Annotated in this window: 19 protein-coding genes and 1 other annotated feature; of the genes, 11 read left to right on the forward strand and 8 right to left on the reverse strand. The window is 38.9% G+C overall.

Features of this window, described 5'->3' with window-relative positions; genetic code table 11:
* The 5 genes from ACIQ2D_RS19970 to ACIQ2D_RS19990 all read left to right on the forward strand — a co-directional run.
* The coding region (locus ACIQ2D_RS19970; RefSeq protein ID WP_402867059.1) for a hypothetical protein at nucleotides 1-261 on the forward strand (261 nt) is incomplete at its 5' end.
* Nucleotides 262-314: 53 nt separating this feature from the next.
* Nucleotides 315-1,445 carry a glycerate kinase gene (locus tag ACIQ2D_RS19975; RefSeq protein WP_402867060.1) on the forward strand — a complete coding sequence of 377 codons (1,131 nt, stop codon included), beginning with the start codon at nucleotides 315-317 and terminating at the stop codon, nucleotides 1,443-1,445.
* Nucleotides 1,442-2,617 (forward strand): MBL fold metallo-hydrolase, encoded by a 1,176-nt coding sequence (locus ACIQ2D_RS19980; protein WP_402867061.1) that lies wholly within the window; start codon nucleotides 1,442-1,444, stop codon nucleotides 2,615-2,617. Before ACIQ2D_RS19975 ends, ACIQ2D_RS19980 begins: the two co-directional genes overlap by 4 nt.
* Nucleotides 2,604-2,849: a DUF3006 domain-containing protein gene (locus ACIQ2D_RS19985; protein WP_402867062.1), complete on the forward strand. Its 246-nt coding sequence runs from the start codon at nucleotides 2,604-2,606 to the stop codon at nucleotides 2,847-2,849. Before ACIQ2D_RS19980 ends, ACIQ2D_RS19985 begins: the two co-directional genes overlap by 14 nt.
* Nucleotides 2,850-2,995: 146 nt before the next feature.
* Nucleotides 2,996-3,784 (forward strand): HAD family hydrolase, encoded by a 789-nt coding sequence (locus ACIQ2D_RS19990; RefSeq protein ID WP_402867063.1) that lies wholly within the window; start codon nucleotides 2,996-2,998, stop codon nucleotides 3,782-3,784.
* 147 nt (nucleotides 3,785-3,931) lie between these two features.
* On the opposite strand, the gene serA is transcribed toward ACIQ2D_RS19990, so the two are convergent.
* A complete protein-coding gene (serA, locus tag ACIQ2D_RS19995) occupies nucleotides 3,932-5,545 on the reverse strand; it encodes a phosphoglycerate dehydrogenase (RefSeq protein ID WP_402867064.1) in 1,614 nt (537 codons plus the stop codon).
* Between the two features lie 89 nt (nucleotides 5,546-5,634).
* Nucleotides 5,635-5,880, reverse strand: a binding site (T-box leader).
* A 408-nt stretch (nucleotides 5,881-6,288) separates the two neighbouring features.
* Here serA and ACIQ2D_RS20000 point away from each other — a divergent pair.
* Nucleotides 6,289-7,944, forward strand: coding sequence for an FAD-binding dehydrogenase (locus ACIQ2D_RS20000; protein WP_402867065.1), 1,656 nt, complete (start codon nucleotides 6,289-6,291; stop codon nucleotides 7,942-7,944).
* Between the two features lie 165 nt (nucleotides 7,945-8,109).
* Here the strand turns inward: ACIQ2D_RS20000 and trhO are convergent, their stop codons facing one another.
* Nucleotides 8,110-9,081: an oxygen-dependent tRNA uridine(34) hydroxylase TrhO gene (gene trhO / locus ACIQ2D_RS20005; protein WP_402867066.1), complete on the reverse strand. Its 972-nt coding sequence runs from the start codon at nucleotides 9,079-9,081 to the stop codon at nucleotides 8,110-8,112.
* A 349-nt stretch (nucleotides 9,082-9,430) separates the two neighbouring features.
* Between trhO and ACIQ2D_RS20010 the strand changes: the two genes are divergently transcribed.
* The gene (locus ACIQ2D_RS20010; RefSeq protein WP_402867067.1) at nucleotides 9,431-10,213 is read left to right on the forward strand and encodes an enoyl-CoA hydratase; all 783 of its coding nucleotides are present in this window, start codon (nucleotides 9,431-9,433) and stop codon (nucleotides 10,211-10,213) included.
* Between the two features lie 59 nt (nucleotides 10,214-10,272).
* On the opposite strand, the gene ACIQ2D_RS20015 is transcribed toward ACIQ2D_RS20010, so the two are convergent.
* The gene (locus ACIQ2D_RS20015; RefSeq protein WP_402867068.1) at nucleotides 10,273-10,458 is read right to left on the reverse strand and encodes a YhzD family protein; all 186 of its coding nucleotides are present in this window, start codon (nucleotides 10,456-10,458) and stop codon (nucleotides 10,273-10,275) included.
* A gap of 285 nt (nucleotides 10,459-10,743) precedes the next feature.
* Between ACIQ2D_RS20015 and ACIQ2D_RS20020 the strand changes: the two genes are divergently transcribed.
* The 3 genes from ACIQ2D_RS20020 to yhaM are packed head-to-tail and all read left to right on the forward strand — an operon-like array spanning nucleotide 10,744 to nucleotide 15,796.
* A complete protein-coding gene (locus ACIQ2D_RS20020; RefSeq protein ID WP_402867069.1) occupies nucleotides 10,744-11,961 on the forward strand; it encodes a metallophosphoesterase family protein in 1,218 nt (405 codons plus the stop codon).
* 8 nt (nucleotides 11,962-11,969) lie between these two features.
* Entirely contained in the window at nucleotides 11,970-14,861 is a 2,892-nt protein-coding gene (locus tag ACIQ2D_RS20025; RefSeq protein WP_402867070.1) for an ATP-binding protein, read from the forward strand.
* Nucleotides 14,858-15,796 (forward strand): 3'-5' exoribonuclease YhaM, encoded by a 939-nt coding sequence (gene yhaM, locus ACIQ2D_RS20030; RefSeq protein ID WP_402867071.1) that lies wholly within the window; start codon nucleotides 14,858-14,860, stop codon nucleotides 15,794-15,796. Before ACIQ2D_RS20025 ends, yhaM begins: the two co-directional genes overlap by 4 nt.
* Nucleotides 15,797-15,853: 57 nt before the next feature.
* Here the strand turns inward: yhaM and ACIQ2D_RS20035 are convergent, their stop codons facing one another.
* Nucleotides 15,854-16,816, reverse strand: coding sequence for a peptidylprolyl isomerase (locus ACIQ2D_RS20035; protein ID WP_402867072.1), 963 nt, complete (start codon nucleotides 16,814-16,816; stop codon nucleotides 15,854-15,856).
* Between the two features lie 144 nt (nucleotides 16,817-16,960).
* Between ACIQ2D_RS20035 and ACIQ2D_RS20040 the strand changes: the two genes are divergently transcribed.
* Entirely contained in the window at nucleotides 16,961-17,074 is a 114-nt protein-coding gene (locus ACIQ2D_RS20040) for a YjcZ family sporulation protein (RefSeq protein WP_370046387.1), read from the forward strand.
* A 60-nt stretch (nucleotides 17,075-17,134) separates the two neighbouring features.
* On the opposite strand, the gene ACIQ2D_RS20045 is transcribed toward ACIQ2D_RS20040, so the two are convergent.
* The 4 genes from ACIQ2D_RS20045 to ACIQ2D_RS20060 all read right to left on the reverse strand — a co-directional run bounded on the left by ACIQ2D_RS20045 (nucleotide 17,135) and on the right by ACIQ2D_RS20060 (nucleotide 19,252).
* A complete protein-coding gene (locus ACIQ2D_RS20045) occupies nucleotides 17,135-17,320 on the reverse strand; it encodes a hypothetical protein (protein ID WP_402867073.1) in 186 nt (61 codons plus the stop codon).
* 71 nt (nucleotides 17,321-17,391) lie between these two features.
* Nucleotides 17,392-17,937: a DUF3267 domain-containing protein gene (locus ACIQ2D_RS20050; RefSeq protein ID WP_402867074.1), complete on the reverse strand. Its 546-nt coding sequence runs from the start codon at nucleotides 17,935-17,937 to the stop codon at nucleotides 17,392-17,394.
* 201 nt (nucleotides 17,938-18,138) lie between these two features.
* Nucleotides 18,139-18,699, reverse strand: a complete 561-nt coding sequence (locus tag ACIQ2D_RS20055) for an HTH-type transcriptional regulator Hpr (RefSeq protein ID WP_402867075.1) — start codon at nucleotides 18,697-18,699, stop codon at nucleotides 18,139-18,141.
* Nucleotides 18,700-18,865: 166 nt separating this feature from the next.
* On the reverse strand, nucleotides 18,866-19,252 hold the full coding sequence (locus tag ACIQ2D_RS20060) for a YtxH domain-containing protein (protein WP_402867076.1): 387 nt from the start codon (nucleotides 19,250-19,252) through the stop codon (nucleotides 18,866-18,868).
* Nucleotides 19,253-19,333: the final 81 nt, after the last annotated feature.

A 19,333-nucleotide genomic window follows, 5' to 3' on the forward strand; every position in this document is an offset into this window, starting at 1 on the left:
GAAGCGCATCGCTCGGGCAAGGAAGCGCATCGCTCGGGCAAGGAAGCGCATCGCTCGGGCAAGGAAGCGCATCGCTCGGGCAAGGAAGCGCATCGCTCAGGCAAGGAAGCGCATCGCTCAGGCAAGGAAGCGCATCGCTCGGGCAAGGAAGCGCATCGCTCGGGCAAGGAGCAAAATCGCTCAACCAAGATACCGAGTCGATTAATTAAGCCTGGGGATGCTTATCTGTACAAGAAAATCGCTGATAGTTTCCTCTTGTAGATATTTGAAGTGAATTCGTTCACTAAGAGTTTATAATTTTTGGGGGTGATAGAATGCGTATAGTAGTATGTCCTGATTCATTTAAAGGGTCATTATCAGCGATTCAAGTAGCAACTATTATAAAGAATGCTTTTCATGAAGTGGATGAAACAATTATAGTGGACTGCGTACCAATTGCGGACGGTGGTGAAGGTACAATAGATGCGTTCTCGGCTAGTATTGGTGGTGAGTTGCGTGTTGTAATAGTTCAAAATCCAATGATGGAAAGAATTGAAGCGGGCTATTTAGTGTTACCTGATGGCACGTGCGTAATTGAAATGGCGCAATCAACAGGTTTACATCTCGTAAAAGAAGAATTGCGTAATCCGCTGGTGGCGACGAGCTACGGTATGGGTGAGATGGTTCGTCATGCGCTTGATGCAGGTGGTCGGAAATTTGTTGTTGGTATTGGAGGGAGTGCGACAAATGATGGTGGTTACGGACTTCTCCGTGCATTAGGTATGCGCTTTTTCGATGAACATGGCAAGGAATTAGCAGAGGATGTACTTGCCCTGCAAAAACTAGCTCACATCGATACATCTGAGTTTGATGAGAGAATAAGTGAAAGTACTTGGGATATTGCATGTGATGTAGATAATCCGCTCCTAGGCGAAAATGGTGCGACATTGGTATTTGGTCCACAAAAGGGCGTGACGAAGGATATACATATGCAGTTGGAACAAGCGCTGGCTCAACTATCAGAAGTCGTGGCAAAACAAGTTGGCAACGCTGTACATGAAGTACCAGGAGCTGGCGCTGCTGGAGGTGTTGGGATGGCACTGCTCGCTTATTTTCCGGCAACACTTAAACGTGGCATTGATGTTGTTAGTACGACAACAGGGCTTGCTGAGAAAATCGCGCGTGCTGATTATGTTATTACAGGTGAAGGCTATTCTGATCGTCAGACGTTGAACGGTAAAGCGCCGCTGGGCATTGCCAAATTAGCAAAAGAGCAACAGATTCCTGTCGCATTATTGTCAGGAAAGGTAGCGGGTGGGAGCATACATGCGCTGCATTCGCATTTTACGATTATTATGGCGGCAGCAGATGAACAAATGTCAACAGCCTTTGCAATGGATAATGCGGAAGACTTGTTATTTGCTAAAGCCAAGAAACTAGCACAACAACTAAGGGAGACACTATGAAAAAACTAATACTTGTAATTGCTGCAATGTTTATACTAGCTGGCTGTGCAATGAATACTGAAACAAATAAAACACCAGTAAATGCTGGGGGCGAAATGCGAGTTCATTTTATTGATGTAGGGCAAGGGGATTCGATTTTTATTGAGTCACCGAATGGACAAACAATGCTAATTGATGGTGGCGTAAAGGGTGCCGGACCAGAGATAGTCGCTTATTTAAAAGAGCTGGGAGTTCAAAAACTTGATGCTGTAGTGGCGACGCATCCAGATGCGGATCATATTGGTGGATTAATCGCCGTATTGAATTCGATTGAGATTGAGGAATTTTACGATTCAGGGAAAGTACATACATCACAAACCTTTGAAGAGATGCTAACGCTTATTGATACAAAAAATATCTCTTATAATATACCGAAAACAGGCGACACATTAGCATTTGATGAAGAGGTATCAGTAAAAGTTTTAAGCGCGGATGAAACGGCATCGGATAATAATGATGCATCAATTGTGTTAAAGGTTACTTATGGCGATGTGTCGTTTTTATTAACAGGTGATGCAGGTGAGGCGTTAGAAAAAGAAATGCTACAAAAAGATGTAAAATCGACGGTATTAAAAGCAGGGCACCATGGCTCTAATACTAGTAGCTCTCAAAGTTTTATTCAAGCAGTGCACCCAGAAGTGACTGTATTAAGCTACGGTGAAGATAATAAATACGGGCATCCGCATAAAGAAGTCGTGGATCGTTTACAAGAAATTGATAGTAAAATTTATGCAACAGCAGAAGCAGGGACCGTTATTGTGTCAACAGACGGGGTAAACTATGATGTAAGTGCAAAAGAATGGTCAAATAGCATTGAGAATATGCCATCTATTAATGAAGGCGTAGAAATAATTAGCAAAGATTTAGAGAATGAAATTGTAGCCATTCAAAATAACACTGCACAAGCTGTGGACTTAAAGGATTGGCAACTCGTTTCAATTGAAGGGAATCAGGCTTTCAATTTCCCAAATGTAACGTTACAACCTGGCAAAATAATTTATATAACGAGTGGTGCTACAGCACGTGAAGGACTAAATTATTTAAAATGGACGGGTAGACAGATTTGGCTTAATGATGGAGATGGGGCACAATTACTAAATGAAAAGGGGGAAATTGTCAGTGAGCTCGACTAAATATACATTAGATCGAATAGAGGATGGCTATGCTATTTTTTTGAAATACCCGGATGAAGAAGAGCATGTAATCATTGCAATGTCGGCTATTGATAAAGAGGTACAAGCAGGTGACCGTGTAATGATTGAGGAGATTGGTGACACTTTTCATATTGAAATTTTAAAAGAGGAAACAACCGTGAAAAAAGAAGAAATTCAAAGTTTAATGGACCGATTACGTAATAAAAAATAGTCGCACAAGTTGCGACTGTTTTTTACTTTTTATGGAGAAAGAACATGTGCAAAAACTATGCCTGAAAACTGTGCTAACAATTCTGAAAGTATGCTAGAATAAAGGATATGGATTCTTTTATCCAACATGACCTAGGAGCTGAAAATATGCCAATTAACACGATTATTTTTGACTTAGACGATACCCTATTATGGGACAAACAATCAGTAAAAACAGCATTTGAAAAAACATGTGAATACGCTGCTACAATACATACGATTGATCCAGCTGAATTAGAAGAAGCTGTACGAAAAGAAGCTCGAACGCTTTATGAAGTCTATGAGACATATGATTATACAGTACTAATTGGTATCAACCCGTTTGAAGGGTTATGGGGCACATTTGATGACCCAACTGATTCTTTCCAAAAAATGAAGGAGATTGTGCCGGAATATAGAACTGCAGCTTGGACAAAGGGCTTAGCGGCGCTTGGTATTGACGATGCTAACCTAGGGGCAGAGCTTGGTGAACGCTTTGTAGCTGAGCGTAAAGTGGCACCATATCTTTATGAAGATACGTATGCTGTATTAGATGAGCTTAAAGGAAAGTACCAACTTGTATTACTGACAAATGGTGCACCGAGCCTACAAAATTTAAAACTTGAAATTACACCTGAAATCGCACCATACTTCGACCATATCATCATTTCTGGTGACTTTGGTAAAGGGAAACCAGATGCGTCAATCTTTGAATTTGTCATGGAGAAAGCAGGCATTCAAGCAGACGATGCGATTATGGTCGGTGATAACTTAAATACAGATATTTTAGGTTCTTCTCGCGTTGGTATGCGTAATGTGTGGATTAACCGCGAAAACAATAGTCCAAATGACGTTGTGACACCAACGTACGAGGTAGATTCATTAACAGCGTTATTAGAGCTTGTGAAAGAGCTTTAACAATAATATGTTGTAAGCAATATTCCAAGAAAAAAGCGTACTTGCCGAGTGTGGCGAGTACGCTTTTTTTACTATAGAATCGAAACTAAATCTTATTGAAGATAAGAAAAGACTCGAAGCAAGTGGCTTCGAGTCTTCTTTGTATTTTTATAGATTAATCGCTTTTACTTCGTCGATATTTTCAAGTTGACCTACAAATACTAAATCTTCATCAGTTACTACATTGTCGACTGTTAGCATCATAACTGCTGTTCCGCCAACTTGTGCACGACCAACTTGCATTGTTGCGATATTGATGTCTTTTTCCGCTAATTTAGTTGCTACGCGACCGATTGCACCTGGTTTATCAGTATTTTTAATGTAAAGAAGGTGACCTTCAGGTACTACGTCTACTACATAATTTTCAACTTTTACGATACGCGCGCCAAGGCCATTTAATAATGTACCTGCTACTGTATGTGTTTCATTAGCAGTTTTCACTTCGATTGTAATTAAGCTAGTGAAGCCTTTAGCAGTAGTTGTTTTATGTTCGTTAATTTTCATGCCGATACGTTCAGATAAATAACGAGCATTTACGTCATTTACATGGTTACCGTGGTTTTTAGATAATAAACCTTTTAGTGCGTTTGAAGTTAATGGACGAACATCATAGTTTGCCACTACACCAGCATAAGATAAGTTGATTTCTTTAACAGGTTCAGTTGTAACTTGAGATAAGAATGAACCTAGTTTTTCAGCTAATTCAAAGAAAGGCTCTACTTGTGCAAGTAGTTCTTTTGGAATTGAAGGCATGTTTACTGGGTTAGTCACAGTACCTGTTTTGTAGAACTTAATGATGTCGTTAGATACATCAACAGCTACAGACTCTTGTGCTTCAATAGTAGATGCACCTAAGTGAGGTGTTGCAATAACTTGTGGTAATGTCAATAATTTATGGTCAGTTGCTGGTTCAGAAACGAATACGTCTAACGCCGCTCCTGCTACTTTACCGTCTACAATTGCATCATATAAATCATCTTCGTTGATGATACCACCACGTGCACAGTTAATGATGCGTACGCCGTCTTTCATCATCGCAAATTTATCTTTGTTAATTAGGTTACGAGTTTCAGGTAGTAATGGTGTATGCACTGTGATGAAATCAGCAGCTGTACAAATTTCTTCTACTGTCGCTTTTGTTACACCTAATTCTTTCGCACGTTCTTCTGTTAAGAATGGGTCATAAGCCATAACGTTCATACGTTGACCTTTTGCACGGTAAGCAACTTCAACGCCGATACGACCGAAGCCAACAACACCTAATGTTTTGTTTTTAAGTTCAACACCTACGTAAGATTTGCGATCCCATTTACCGTTTTTAAGTGTATTGAAAGCTTGTGGAATGTGACGAGCAAGAGAAGTCATCATCGCAATTGTGTGTTCAGCAGCAGAGTTTGTATTACCATCTGGTGCATTTACTACGATAATACCGTGTTCAGTTGCAGCTGCAAGGTCAATATTATCAACACCAACACCAGCACGACCGATTAATTTTAAGTTTTTTGCAGCCTCGATTACTTCACGTGTTACTGTTGTTTGGCTACGCACTAAAAGTACATCTATATCAGCGATTTTTGCCATTAATTCTTCTGGTGCAAGACCTGTGTCGATAATAACATTTAAGTCCAAGTCTTTCTCTTGACGAAGAGGGAAAATACCATCTTCACTTAGTGGATCAGCGATAAATACGTTAATTGTTTTTGTAGCAGTGATAGTAGTCATTAATAATTAGCTCCTTTTAAGTAACTTAATGTGTGATTTTTAAACAAAATGAAAAGCCTTCCGCGCCTTACAAACACAAAAATAGTGTCGTAAGGGGCGAAAGGCTAAATAAACTTGGTTCGCGGTACCACCCTTAATCACTGCCCAAAAAATATGTATAATTCAGTACAGTCTTGGCTATATGCGTAACGTGCATGTGACGGACAAGCATACTTTGGTATTTTCAGCTTATCTATTCGGGAGTGGAACTATATCGTAGAAATCACTGATTTACACCAACCATCAGCTCTCTTTGGATTTTCTTGCGACTAGCGTGTCTCCGTCAATATATTTATGTATGATTAAATTTGATTACATCATAATCCCTATTGTTCACCTTTGTCAATAATATTTCTAAAAAATATAAAAAACACTGACTTCAAATGTCTGAAAAACAACTATTCACGAACATTTAGTTATAACTACACCTTTAACATTCGTCTTTCTGGAGAGGTCAATGAAAGCGCTGACGGTAGGTGTAAAGACAGCTAGAATATGTGTTCAACGAGTTTTTCACATGAAATACAGACAACAGATTGTTGGTATAAATTAGACGTTTTGAGTAAAAATCTCTTCGATAAGTAAGAAGAATACGAACAATTTTTCTTCGTCACATTTTTGTCAACTTTTTGGTAGTTATGGAAGGGAAAGTATTGATAAAGACAGAATGTAAGTAAAGTAAGGAAGATTTTGGGGGTGTGATGATGAAATACGATGTAGCAATTGTTGGTGCAGGGCTTGCAGGTCTAGTCGCTGCTTGTGAGTTAGTAGATGCAAAAAAGAAAGTGCTTATAGTAGACCAAGAGTCTGAAAACTCGATGGGAGGACAAGCCTTTTGGTCATTTGGTGGTTTGTTTTTAGTCGATTCCCCAGAGCAACGTAGGCTTGGTATTAAAGATAGTAAGGAATTAGCATGGCAAGATTGGCTTGGGACAGCTGGATTTGACCGGCTAGACGATGAAGATTCGTGGGCCATGAAATGGGCAAAGGCATATGTCGATTTTGCGGCCGGTGAAAAATACGCGTGGTTAAAAAGCTTTGGCATTAAATTTTTTCCGGTAGTCGGTTGGGCGGAACGTGGTGGGTCATTAGCGGGGGGGCATGGTAATTCTGTTCCCCGTTTTCATATTGTATGGGGTACAGGCCCGGGGATAATTAAGCCATTTGTAGATAAAGTGAAAAAAGCAATGGAAGCGGGATTCATTGATTTTAAACCAAGGCATCGCGTTGATGAGTTTATGCGGCAAGATGGGCGCATTACGGGCATAAGCGGAACTGTTTTAGCTGAAAGCTTTGCACAGCGAGGAGAAAAAAGTTCGCGTATCGGCGTTGGGGAATTCACGTACTTTGCTGATGCAGTCGTTGTGGCAAGTGGTGGTATTGGGGCTAATCTAGATTTAGTACGGAAAAATTGGCCAGAACGACTTGGAACGCCACCGAACAATATGGTATCTGGTGTCCCTGCTTATGTGGATGGACGAATGTTAGAAATAGCTGAAGACATTGGCGGACGTGTCGTCAATCGTGATCGCATGTGGCATTATACAGAAGGTTTGAAGAACTGGGATCCGATTTGGCCAAATCACGGGATACGTATCCTACCTGGACCGTCTTCTTTGTGGTTTGATGCTGAGGGCAATCGTTTTGAAACGCCGAATTTCCCTGGTTTTGATACATTAAGTACGTTAGAAGCCATTCAAAAAACGGGTTATGACTACTCGTGGTTCATTTTGACAGAGAAGATTATCGAAAAAGAATTTGCTTTATCTGGCTCAGAGCAAAATCCTGATTTAACAAATAAAAGTATTCGCCAGGTGCTAAAGCGAGTGCTTCCGGGTCCTCCAGCGCCGATTCAAGCATTTAAAGAACACGGAGAGGATTTTGTCATTGCTCATGATTTAAAGGAACTCGTACATGGTATGAATAAACTTGCAGGCAATGAACTCCTTGATTTTATGAAAATTAAGGAGCAAATTCTGGCACGTGACCGTGAAATGGATAATAAGTTTACGAAGGATTTACAAGTTACTGCAATTCATGGGGCAAGAAACTATATTGGCGATAAAATTGTACGTGTTGCAAAGCCACATAAAATTTTAGATACGAAAAACTGGCCACTCATTGCAGTACGGTTAAACATCTTAACGCGTAAAACGTTAGGAGGTTTGCAGACTAATCTAGACGGTGCCGTATTAGGGGTGGATGGAGAGCCTATCCCAGGATTATTTGCTGCAGGCGAAGTAAGTGGTTTTGGTGGTGGTGGTGTTCACGGTTATCGTGCTTTAGAGGGAACCTTTGTAGGGGGGTGCTTATTTAGTGGACGACAAGTAGGGCGTTACCTAGGGCGAAAGAATCTATAGAAAGAAAAGTGGAGCCGTCCTAAAAGAAAATAGTATGCAGTTTTTTGGATATACAGGTAGAAATCCGCGTAGACTCCCGCGGTAAGCGAAGCGGATTTTTACCATATAGAAAGCTAGTTGTTCTGCATAAAGGGGCTTATTGGATAGCCCCAATTTCAATGTATATTAAACTGAAGTTTTTTGACGTTCTTGGATTAAAGTAATTTGTTCTTCAATTTGCTCTGGTGTCCAATTGTTTTCCTCTACAAAGAAGTTACGTTTGGCACGGCGACAATCGTCTGAGCAACTACGCATATAAAATGTCTCGTGTTTTTCCTCGCAAAGCATCAATTTATGACATTCAGGGTTGGCACAATTTGTATAACGCTCCGTTGGCTCACCTGTGAAAAAGTCTTTACCGACAATTACGTGTTCCACTTGGTTAATCGGCACAGTACGACGACGGTCAAAGACAAACATTTGCCCATCCCATAATTGACCTTTTACTTCTGGATCTTTCGCATAGGTTGCAATACCACCATGTAATTGGCCAACACTTTCACCGTAGCCCTCACGTTTTAGCCAACCAGAAAATTTCTCACAACGAATACCACCTGTGCAATACGTTAAAATTTTCTTGCCGTCGAAATCCGCCTTATGTTCTTCCATCCAAGCCGGTAAATCACGGAAATTTTCGATGTCTGGGCGAATGGCACCACGAAAATGACCTAAATCGAATTCATAGTCGTTACGTGCATCAATCACTATCGTATTATCTTCTTGCATACGAGTCATAAATTCTTTTGGTGATAAATAATCGCCTGTAATCTCTAAAGGATTAATATCATTTTCTAGACCAAGATGAACAATCTCGTGGCGTGGACGCACATGCATTTTTTTGAAAGCATGCCCCTCTACCATATCGATCTTCCACATAATATCTTTAAAACGAGCATCAGCTTTCATATGGTTCATGTAAGCATCGGTTTGCTCGATTGTACCTGAAACTGTGCCATTAATACCTTCGTGGCCAACTAAAATACGTCCCAGTAGCCCAATATCTTTACAAATCGCTAAGTGATCAGCTGCAAAGGAAACAGGGTCTTCAATAGCAATATATTTATAAAAAAGTAAAACACGATAATCTTTTTGTGTCACAATAATTTACCACCTTTAATTCAATGTTCGTCATTTAATATAGCATAAATAGAATTATTTTGAGTAGGAAAGAAGGGATATTAAAGAAAAACACGAATAGTAATTATTGAATGAATGTTCATTTTTGGTTCATCATCAAAATTAGGGGATGACAAAGGGCATCACGATATTAGAACGCTCGTTGATTGAAGTGGAGGCTGGCGACTCCTGGGGGATTAGCGTCCTAGATGAGACCCTGGAGCGAGCGTGCGAGTGAAGCGGCTCATCGGACGCCCCCCCGGAAAGCGCCAGCTGGAACGGAAATCAACCCAAAGTTATGGTGATGAACCCATTTATAGGGGGTGTAGGAATGGAATTTTCAACAATTAAATTAGAAAAATTAGATCGTCGTGCTACGTTAACACTCAATCGACCGGCTGCTATGAATGCCATGGATACGGTGATGATGGAAGAACTCGCGCAGTGCTTTGAAGCATTGCAACATGATACGGATATTCAAGTACTTGTTATTCGGGGGGAAGGCAAGGTCTTTTCAGCAGGCGGGGATATTAAAGCGATGGTAGACCCAAATCAGCCAATGGATATTGATGCGGCAATGGTATGCCTAACTCGTATTGTGAAGGCCTACTATCAACTACCAATGATCGTGATTGCAGCAGTACACGGTGCGTCAGCAGGATTAGGCTTTAGTTTAGCGCTAGGTGCAGATATTGTCGTTGCTTGCGAAAATAGTAAACTTGCGATGAACTTTATAGGTATCGGTTTAATTCCTGATGGTGGCGGTCACTTCTTTATGAAGGAACGTGTAGGTAATGTGAAGGCGAAGCAAATGATTTGGGAAGGTAAAGTACTAACGGCTACAGAAGCACAAGAGGTTGGCTTAATAGATTATGTGGCACCAGATGGCACTGTATTTGCCGTAGCAGACCAGCTTGTTGGTAAAATGATTGCGTCACCAATCGCTGCAATGATCAAGACAAAACAGATTTTGCATGCTCAGAACTTACCGGTGCTAGAAAGTATATTAGCAATGGAGGCAGAGGGACAATCTGCTATGCGGAAAACAACAGATCATTTAGAGGGCATTAAAGCCTTTATTGAAAAGAGAACTCCAGTCTTTGCAGGAAAGTAAGTTATTAAAAAGGGCACGTAGCTCAATAGAGTACGTGCCTTTATTTATTCCTAAATTGTTTATACGTGGAATAAAATTAATTTGCCTGATGCATTCACAAGACGATGTGTTTTTTCAGCGACGCCTTTTTCTTCGATTTGCTGTTGCCCATTTTGTTTGGCAACCACGTCGTTTTCAAATGTCCAAGTTTCATCAAACAATGTTTCCCCAGTTTTCTCAAAAGCCGTAAAACGGTAATTCTCCATAATTAAACCCCACCCTTTGCTTGAAGATATTTCTATTATACATAGAAGAATTATAAACTTCACTGCATATCTAGTGAATATTTAGACGATTTATAAAAAAAAGAAAAAATATTGTAACTATGATGGGAAATATTGTTTGAATATATTTTTAATCTGAAACTAACTATGATAAAATTAGAACAAGTATTCGCTTTTTTGAGTGATTTCAAATGACACTTGGGCAATTTGAAATCTGGACGGAAATACGCTGGGACTTAATTTATTTGAATTTTTTGAGGTGATTGGATGTCAACAATTCGTTTTTATCATATGGCAGATTTACATTTAGACAGTCCGTTTAAAGGGTTATTTGGCTTGCCAGAGCAGAACTTGAAAAAAATCCGAGAAAGTACATTTGAAGCTTTTGACAAAATTATTCACAAGGCAGTTGAAGAAAAACCTGATTTTCTATTAATTGTTGGGGATATTTATGATGGTGAAAATCGTAGCTTGCAAGCACAGCGTCGTTTTCAGACTGCAATGGAAACGCTGTTTCATCACAACATACCTGTTATTCTATCTTATGGTAATCACGATCATTTAAGCGGTTCCTGGACACGTTTTGCACTACCTAGCAATGTTTATGAATTACCTGCAGAAACAAGCATCGTGCAACTGAAAATTCGAGGACAACAGGTAAATGTTTATGGATTTAGTTACGGGGAGCGTCATGTGACTACAGCGATGACGGATACCTATCCAGTAGCGCAGGATACGAATACCATTCATATTGGAATGTTACATGGTAGTGAAGCGAGTGATACAACACATGCTGTTTATGCGCCATTTAAAAAGGAGCAGTTACTCGATAAAAATTATCATTACTGGGCGCTTGGGCATATCCATAAACGTCAGCACTTGCATCAGCAACCTCCAATTGTTTATCCAGGGAATATTCAAAGCCGTCATCGGAAGGAACAGGGGGTCAAGGGCTTTTATGATGTGACATTATCTCAAACTGAAGTGAACTTAACATTTGTGCCAACATCAGCTGTTGTATATAACACCGTAGAGGTGGACTGTAGCGATGTTTTACATGCAAATGAATTACTGACAAAATGTGAAGAGGCATTAGCGAAAAATCGTCAGGAGTATGGTGCGTCTGTGGTAGAACTTCATTTGACCAACATTGATGAGCAGGCAGCATCTCTTTTTGAGCATGCATCAGTAGAGGCATGGCTTGAAACAATTCGCGAAGCAGAAGAACATATTGAACCGATGTGCTGGGTACAAAAGTTAACGTTAGATACAACGACAGCGACTACTTATGAGCCTACTGTTGCTACGGATTCTGTGATAAATTTAATAGAGCAATGGGGTATCCCAGAGTGGAAAGATGTCTTAAAGGACTTGTATCAACACGCGGGTGGCGCACGTTTTGTAGAGCCTTTAACCGAGCAGGATATTGAGCAATTAAAAATAAATGCGCAAGCACTGTTAGTAGACGAAATTCAAAGGGCGTGAGTAGGCACATGCTATCAATCAAAAAAATCCAAATTTACGGTTTTGGGAAACATGAAAATGTCACGCTTTCCATACATGATGGTGTCACAATTTTTTATGGTATGAATGAGGCAGGTAAAACAACGATTCAACAATTTATTATACAGATGCTTTTTGGTTTTCCAACCAGGCAGCAGACACAGCAAAAATATGAACCGAAAACATCGACTAAATTTGGTGGACAGCTTACAATTAGCCACCCAATTTACGGAGAATGTACGATTGAGCGTGTTAGAGGAAAAGCTGCTGGAGATGTAACGGTTTACTGTGAGGACGGTACCAAGGGGCATGATGAACTGTTAGCCAAATTATTGTACGGATATTCTAGAGCATCTTTTGAAGCAGTTTTCGCATTTTCCATTCATGAATTACAAGGTATTGAAAAAATGTCAGAAGAAGAATTAACGCATTTACTGCTCGCTTCTGGTACAACAGGTGTTCAGCAATTATCAGTCATTGAAAAGAAATTAGAAAAAGACGCCGGAGAATTATTTAAAAAATCTGGTAAGCTACCGCAAATAAATCAAAAAATCGAGCAGATTAAGCAACTTGAAAAGAAAATCAAGCAAGAACAGGCAGCGATTAATACGTTTGAAGAAAAGTCACTCAAATTACAACAACTTGGGCAAAGACTAGACGAATTAAATGGACAGCAGGAAGTGATACAAAAAGACTGGCAACAGCTTACTGTTTTGAAACAAGCGATGCCTCTTATGGAAAAACAACAGACGTTAAAATATACCTTGAAAAATTATGCTCAAAGTCATTTCCCAGCAGAAGGAATAAGACGGTACGAACAATTGAAGGATCGCTTGACACACGAAACGTTACAAGTCTCAAAACTAAACGAGCAGTACCAAGTGTTGCAAAAAAAACTACAACAAACCGTTAATGAGCAGTCGATTGATGAGATGGCTCGACTGTTGCACCGAGAAGCATCTTGGAATCAGCTACTTGCTAAAGAACAAAAGTTAGGCGATGAACTTTTTTTATTAGAGCAAAATATTGAAGCGCAGTTTCGTTTATTAGGAATACAGGAAAAATCATCACAGCAAGCACTGCTTGAAGAAACTGTTTCATTGCAACAGGAAGAGGAGTATCAGCAACAGTTAGTAGCTTTAATTGATGCTGAAGAAGAACTTAAGTTCCATCTCCGTACGTTAGAGCAAACACATGAAGAATTAGAAGCGATTGCCGGGCAAAAAAAGCAATATGCACAGGATGCATTAACTGCGGATGAAGAACATATTTTAGCAAAGTGGCCACAACAACAGAAAAAGCTAGAACAATTGCGACAAATGAGGTCACAACGATCTAAGCAAAAGCAACCTGTGTTACTTATATTCGTTGCACTAGTGATGAGTCTACTTGCAGCGGTATACGGTGTGTCGCAAAAGAATATTGCCGTTTTGGTTATTGGTGTAGCAATGACCATTTTGCTGATTTTATTTTTAAAAAATGTAAAAAGTGCAGAAGAAACACCAAATGAAAATAACGCGCGAGTATTACGTGATTTAGAGCAACAGGAAAATATCGTCCACATACTTCTCTCGAAAAAACAACGACTTGAAGATCAACAGCTGCTTACGAACGAGAGGCAACAGGAGAAAGAGCGAAAATATGCGAAGCTTGAGCATAAAATTCAACAGTTAGAGCAGGTCATAGGTGAAGCGGTACAACTGCTACAACGCTTTTTACAGCGTTTCAAAGTAGATGGGACTATAGCAAAGCCTTTGCTGCCAGAGCTATTTATGCGTATTCGTAGCGCTCAGGAGTTAGCGACAAAAAAGACAAGCACAGTAAAGCTCCTAAAAGAAGTACAAACTCGAAAAAAGGAACTTTATGAACAACTACAGCAAGTGCTGGGAGAGAGCTATAGTGAACAAGAAATTTTCATGCATTTACGTTCAACGTATCTAGCAGCACAACAAGATCTGCAGACAATGTCACAAACAAAAGAGCAACTTGCAACGCTTTTGCAACAGGTTCAAGAAAGTCAGCCATTAATCACAAACTATGAAGATGAAATTGAGCAATTATTTAAAGTAGCAAATGTGCAAGAGGAAGTTGCCTATTATGAGGCATTTGCTGAATTTGAACAACATCAACAATTGATAGCTGAGTTGCAAACTGTGAAAAGTCAGTTAGCTTCACTAGACACATTGCACGTTTCTGTACCTATTAGTAAGGATCAACTAGATGTAAAGACTAAAACAATAGAAGAGGCACGTGGAGAGCTACAGCAGCAAGTTGATGCCTGCTTAGAACAACGAGCGTCATTACAAATGCAAAAAGAACAGTTATTAAACGATGAGAAGTATGGTGAGCTTCTACAGCAATTTGAACAGGAAAAGGCAATTCTGCAACAGCTAATAGAGCAGTGGGCGGTACAAAAAGCGTTAGCGACAGCGATCCATAAGTCGTTATTCCAATTACGTGAAGAAAAGTTGCCGCATGTACTTGCGCAAGTAATTATGATCTTTAAAACGTTAACGGGGGGGCGCTATGAAAAGCTTTCGATAACTGAGGAAGGCTTTTTCGAGGCTCGAGCAATCACGGGTTTACGTTATCATGTTGCAGAGTTATCGCAGGCAACAAAGGAGCAAGCTTATATTGCATTGCGCATGGCACTTGCACAAACCCTTGCGACAACTGCACCATTTCCGTTTATTATGGACGATCCATTTGTCCATTTTGATCGAAACCGTACAAACAAAATGGTACAATTAATGAAAGAAGTAGGATGTAATCGTCAAATATTATATTTTACTTGTCATGAAGCGATGCTCGAGTTTTGGCAAAAAGAGCAAATTGTCGATCTAGAAGCACTAGCAAAGGAAAGGGGAGTGACGTCAACGTGAATGGAATTACGACGCTCCAAGCAGGAGAACCAGTTGATCAATTTTTACTTATTAAGCAAGCGACAAAAGGGGTAACAACTGTCGGGAAGCCATTTATGTCACTGTTATTACAAGATAAAAGCGGAGATATTGAGGCAAAGCTCTGGGATACGAATGAAGAACATGAAAAAACGTATCATCCAGAAGCGATTGTGCGTGTAGGTGGCGAGATTCATGACTACCGTGGGAAAAACCAATTACGCATTAAGACGATTCGTGTTGTGAAGTCAGAGGAAGGTATTTCTATAAATGACTTAGTACCATCTGCTGCAACACCGAAAGAACAACTTTATGAGGAATTAAATCAATTCTTCTTCGATATAAAAAATCCAAACATATCACGTATTACGCGTGCAGCCATAAAAAAACATCAAGATGCCATTTTAGTTTTCCCGGCAGCTACGAAAAATCATCATGATTATGCATCAGGATTACTCGATCATATGGTGTCGATGTTAAAGCTTGGGAAGGCAATTGCTGATTTATATCCAACATTAAATCGAGATTTATTGTATTCGGGTATTATTTTGCATGATATCGGTAAAGTGATTGAATTATCGGGTCCTGTGGCAACAATGTACACAGTTGAAGGTAACTTACTCGGTCATATAACAATTATGGTTAACGAAATTGCCAAAATAGCTAGCGAGCTTGAAATCGAAGGCGAAGAGGTCATGTTGTTGCAACATCTTGTATTATCGCATCATGGTAAAGAAGAGTGGGGCAGTCCGAAAAAGCCGATGATTCAGGAGGCGGAAATCTTGCATTATATCGATAATATAGATGCGAAGATGAATATGCTCACTCGTGCACTTGGTAAAACATCTCCCGGAGAATTTACAGAGCGTCTATTCCCACTGGATAACCGCTCATTTTATAAGCCAAATATCGACTAAAAAAAGGAGTGCGCCAACATTTGCTGGCGTACTCCTTTTTCGTATAAAGGCTTGAAATTATTTTTCTTCTTTATCTTCTTTATCTTCTTTTTCAGCCTTTTCAGCTTCTTCTTTAGCAGCTTTTTCTGCAGCAGCAGCTTCTTCTTCACTTGTTGTTGTTAAGTATTCTAAAGCTGGTTTTAAATCTTTATCAGATGTTTTGAACTCAGCTTCTTTTGCCATTTTTGCAATAATATCTCTAAGAAGTACCTTATCTTCGCCAGTTGCTGTTAATCTGCCAATCATGCTTTGACGGATAGCATCTTCTTCTTCTTCGAATGTGCCGACATCTTTCACGTCACGTTTATCAGTGATTTCAATGACATGATAGCCGAAACTCGATTGCACAGGTTCGCTTAACGTGTTTAATTCAAGTTCATATGCAGCATCGTTGAACTCGTCCACCATCGCACCTACTGAGAACCAACCAAGCTCGCCGCCTTTATCTACAGAACCAGTATCAGATGAGTATTCTTTCGCTACATCTCCAAATGAAGCGCCACCTTTAATTTTTTCGATGACTTCTTTAGCAGTTGCTTCGTCTTCCACTAAAATGTGGCGACCATTTAATTCTGTTTTCATTTGCTCGTAATGTTTTTTTACATCTTCTTCTTTAATAGCTTGATCTTTTAAAGCTTTATCTTGAAGAATCGTAACTCGTAAAGATTCTTTAAAGCTGTCTTCTGTAAGGCCACTTGCTGCAAGCGCTTGTGCAAAAGAATCTCCGAATTGTGCTTTAACTGCATCAAATTGTTCTTTGATTTCATCATCAGTTACTTCATATTTGTCAGCTAATACTTTATCAGTCACCATTTGTTGTAAAACAATAGAGCCTGTTAAACTTTTTGCTGTTTCGTTGAAGTCTGAAACTGAAATATCACCTATTTTTGAAGTGATTAAAGCTTTGTCTTCAGCGCTACTACAAGCACCAAGCGCTAAAACTGATGCAGCTAATGTTAATGTTAAGACTGTCTTTTTCATAATGGATATTCTCTCCCAACTCTCATTTCTTGCAATTTTTACTATAACATAAACGATTTAAAAACAAAATGGTTCCCCCTTGTGTATCGCCTAAATTTCAAAATCCAATGCGCATAGGATAGAGAAAAGAAGGGGGGTGAGGTTATGAGCAGCGGTGGATATGGCGGCGGCGGCGGCTACGGTTCAGGCTCAGGCTTTGCTTTATTAGTTGTGTTATTCATTTTACTAATTATCGTTGGTGCAGCATTCTTGTACTAGTTTAAACAATAGAAAGCTAAGGATATGGATATCCTTAGCTTTCTCCTATTAATGGAACAATTATACCGCAAATAAAACTTCTACATAAAATGAAATAAGTAAAATCGTAATAAGTATATTTATTGTTCGGAATATTTTTGGCTGGTTTTCTTCGGGAATTTCACGTCGCATGCACAGTGCATAGGTCATGCGATTAATTTGAAATAAATAGAATACCGAGAATAGAACTACGATTGTTAACAGCAAGTCTATTCCTCCCCTCTTTCAGTACTTATAAGCATATCAAACATGGTAAACAAAATACAAGTAGAAGTAGCTCAACTAATTGTTGGTGGAACCAAAATTTCATAGCCTTTCGGTGTTTCTTCGATTTGTGCGTCTTTTGGTGATTTCCATAAGTATTTCACATAAAGTATATCTATTAAACATAGACCGCAATGATAAGCTAAAAGTAGCGTGCCATAATGTGTATAGGATGGGAGTAGTAATGTTCCCGAAAGTATTAGCGCATTTAAGAAGATAAATGGCGTTAGTAATGCAAAAATATAGCGGTTTTTAGATATGGGTTCACGTAGACGCATATGAAGTACCGGAATAAAATAAAATTGAACACGTATACGTAATGTAAGATGCTGACGCAAATCGTACAGTGCCATAAAGTGCACAAATTTATGCACTGGATATAGTGCCAGTACTGCAATGACAAATAGCCATAGGTAACGGTCTGTAAAATATTCATCATGTGTTAGATTAAGTAATACATAAGATGTTGAAAAGACGGATAAAAAAATACTGACACCCAATAAAATAATGCGTGTAGTGCCGTATTGATGTTGTATGTTTAATATTTTCCAGCAATGCATAATATGTCAGCTCCATAAAGGCAATGTATTATATTAATGTAGAGCGATTTATATAAAAATGCAAGAAAAGGAGATATCTCAAAAGCATTTGAGACAACTCCTTATTGTGCGTATGCATGTATAGAGATTGAAATGATACTTTTTTATAAGAAAAGCTGTCCAGTCTAATCAGACCTATTGGACAGCTTATGTTATTTATTATTAACCTTTTACGGGTGATCGTTGCTCAAGTGTGTCAAAGGAATCACGGAAGTTTTGGAATGAACGTTCGAAAATATCGATGAAATCTTCTCCATAAATGTTACGTATAACGGCCATTACATCTAAAAACTCTGGGAAACGACCATATAAGTCTTTTAAAGCTAAAGAACCTTCTAGTACAGAATGATAGGTATTATGATAATTGCTGTTCATTTCAATGATGAGTTCAATTCCTGATTCTGTTAACTCTACATACGTATTGCGTTTGTCATCATCGCGCTTAGAAAATGTTAATAATCCACGTTCCTCTAATTTTTTTGAGAAGTTGAACGCTGTTGAGACGTGCATGACGCCGAATTTCGCTACGTCAGAAATAGAAGCACCTTTTAAATGATAAGAAATCCATAAAATGTGGTGTTCATTAATGTTTAAATCGTAGGGTTTAATCCATTGTTGCCAATCTTTCTCAACTGCTTTCCATAAAGCTTTTGATAATTGTGCAATTCTTTGACTGTAAAGCATTGCTTCTTTTTGAGTGTATAATTCCTCTGACAAAGCCATCACCTACTGCTTTCTTTAACATTTTAGAAATATTATAGCAATAAAGGAAAAAAGTTTAAAGTTAGAAAAATTGAAAAATTGAAATGTGAGTGAAATATACTCATATATTTATATTTTTTAATATTAATATGATTTGTTTCGGAAAAATAAAGGTAATTAAGACTACTTAATTTTCTTGGGTATTATTCTTTTTGTCAGTGTATTGTGCGATATTTTTCTCGATTACGCTGATTGAATTCTGTAACGCTTCGATTTCTTGTTGTAAGTTATTTTTTGTTGGTTCGATTTCTGTAGAAAAGGTATTAATTGACTGTTTCAAATCATTTATTATTTGAGGTATATTATTTTTCGCCTCGTTTGTTAGAGTACTTACAGACTGTTTGACGTTGTTAACTTGCAATTTAACGTCATGCAATTTTTCTTTTGTGCTATCAGTATTTGATTTCAAAGTTGAACGTAATTGTTGCCCTGATTGCGGTGTTGAAAATAGAACAGCAATTGTTCCACCAACGATTCCAGCTGTTAATCCGATTAAAAAAGGTTTTGCTTTCATGATTATTGCCCTCATTTCTATATTTGTTGTATTATCTACTATTAAACCATGAATTATCCATTTGCAAAACGAAAAAAGAAG

It is taken from the genome of Lysinibacillus sp. NPDC097287 (genome assembly GCF_044761695.1).
In the GTDB taxonomy this organism is placed as follows: domain Bacteria; phylum Bacillota; class Bacilli; order Bacillales_A; family Planococcaceae; genus Lysinibacillus.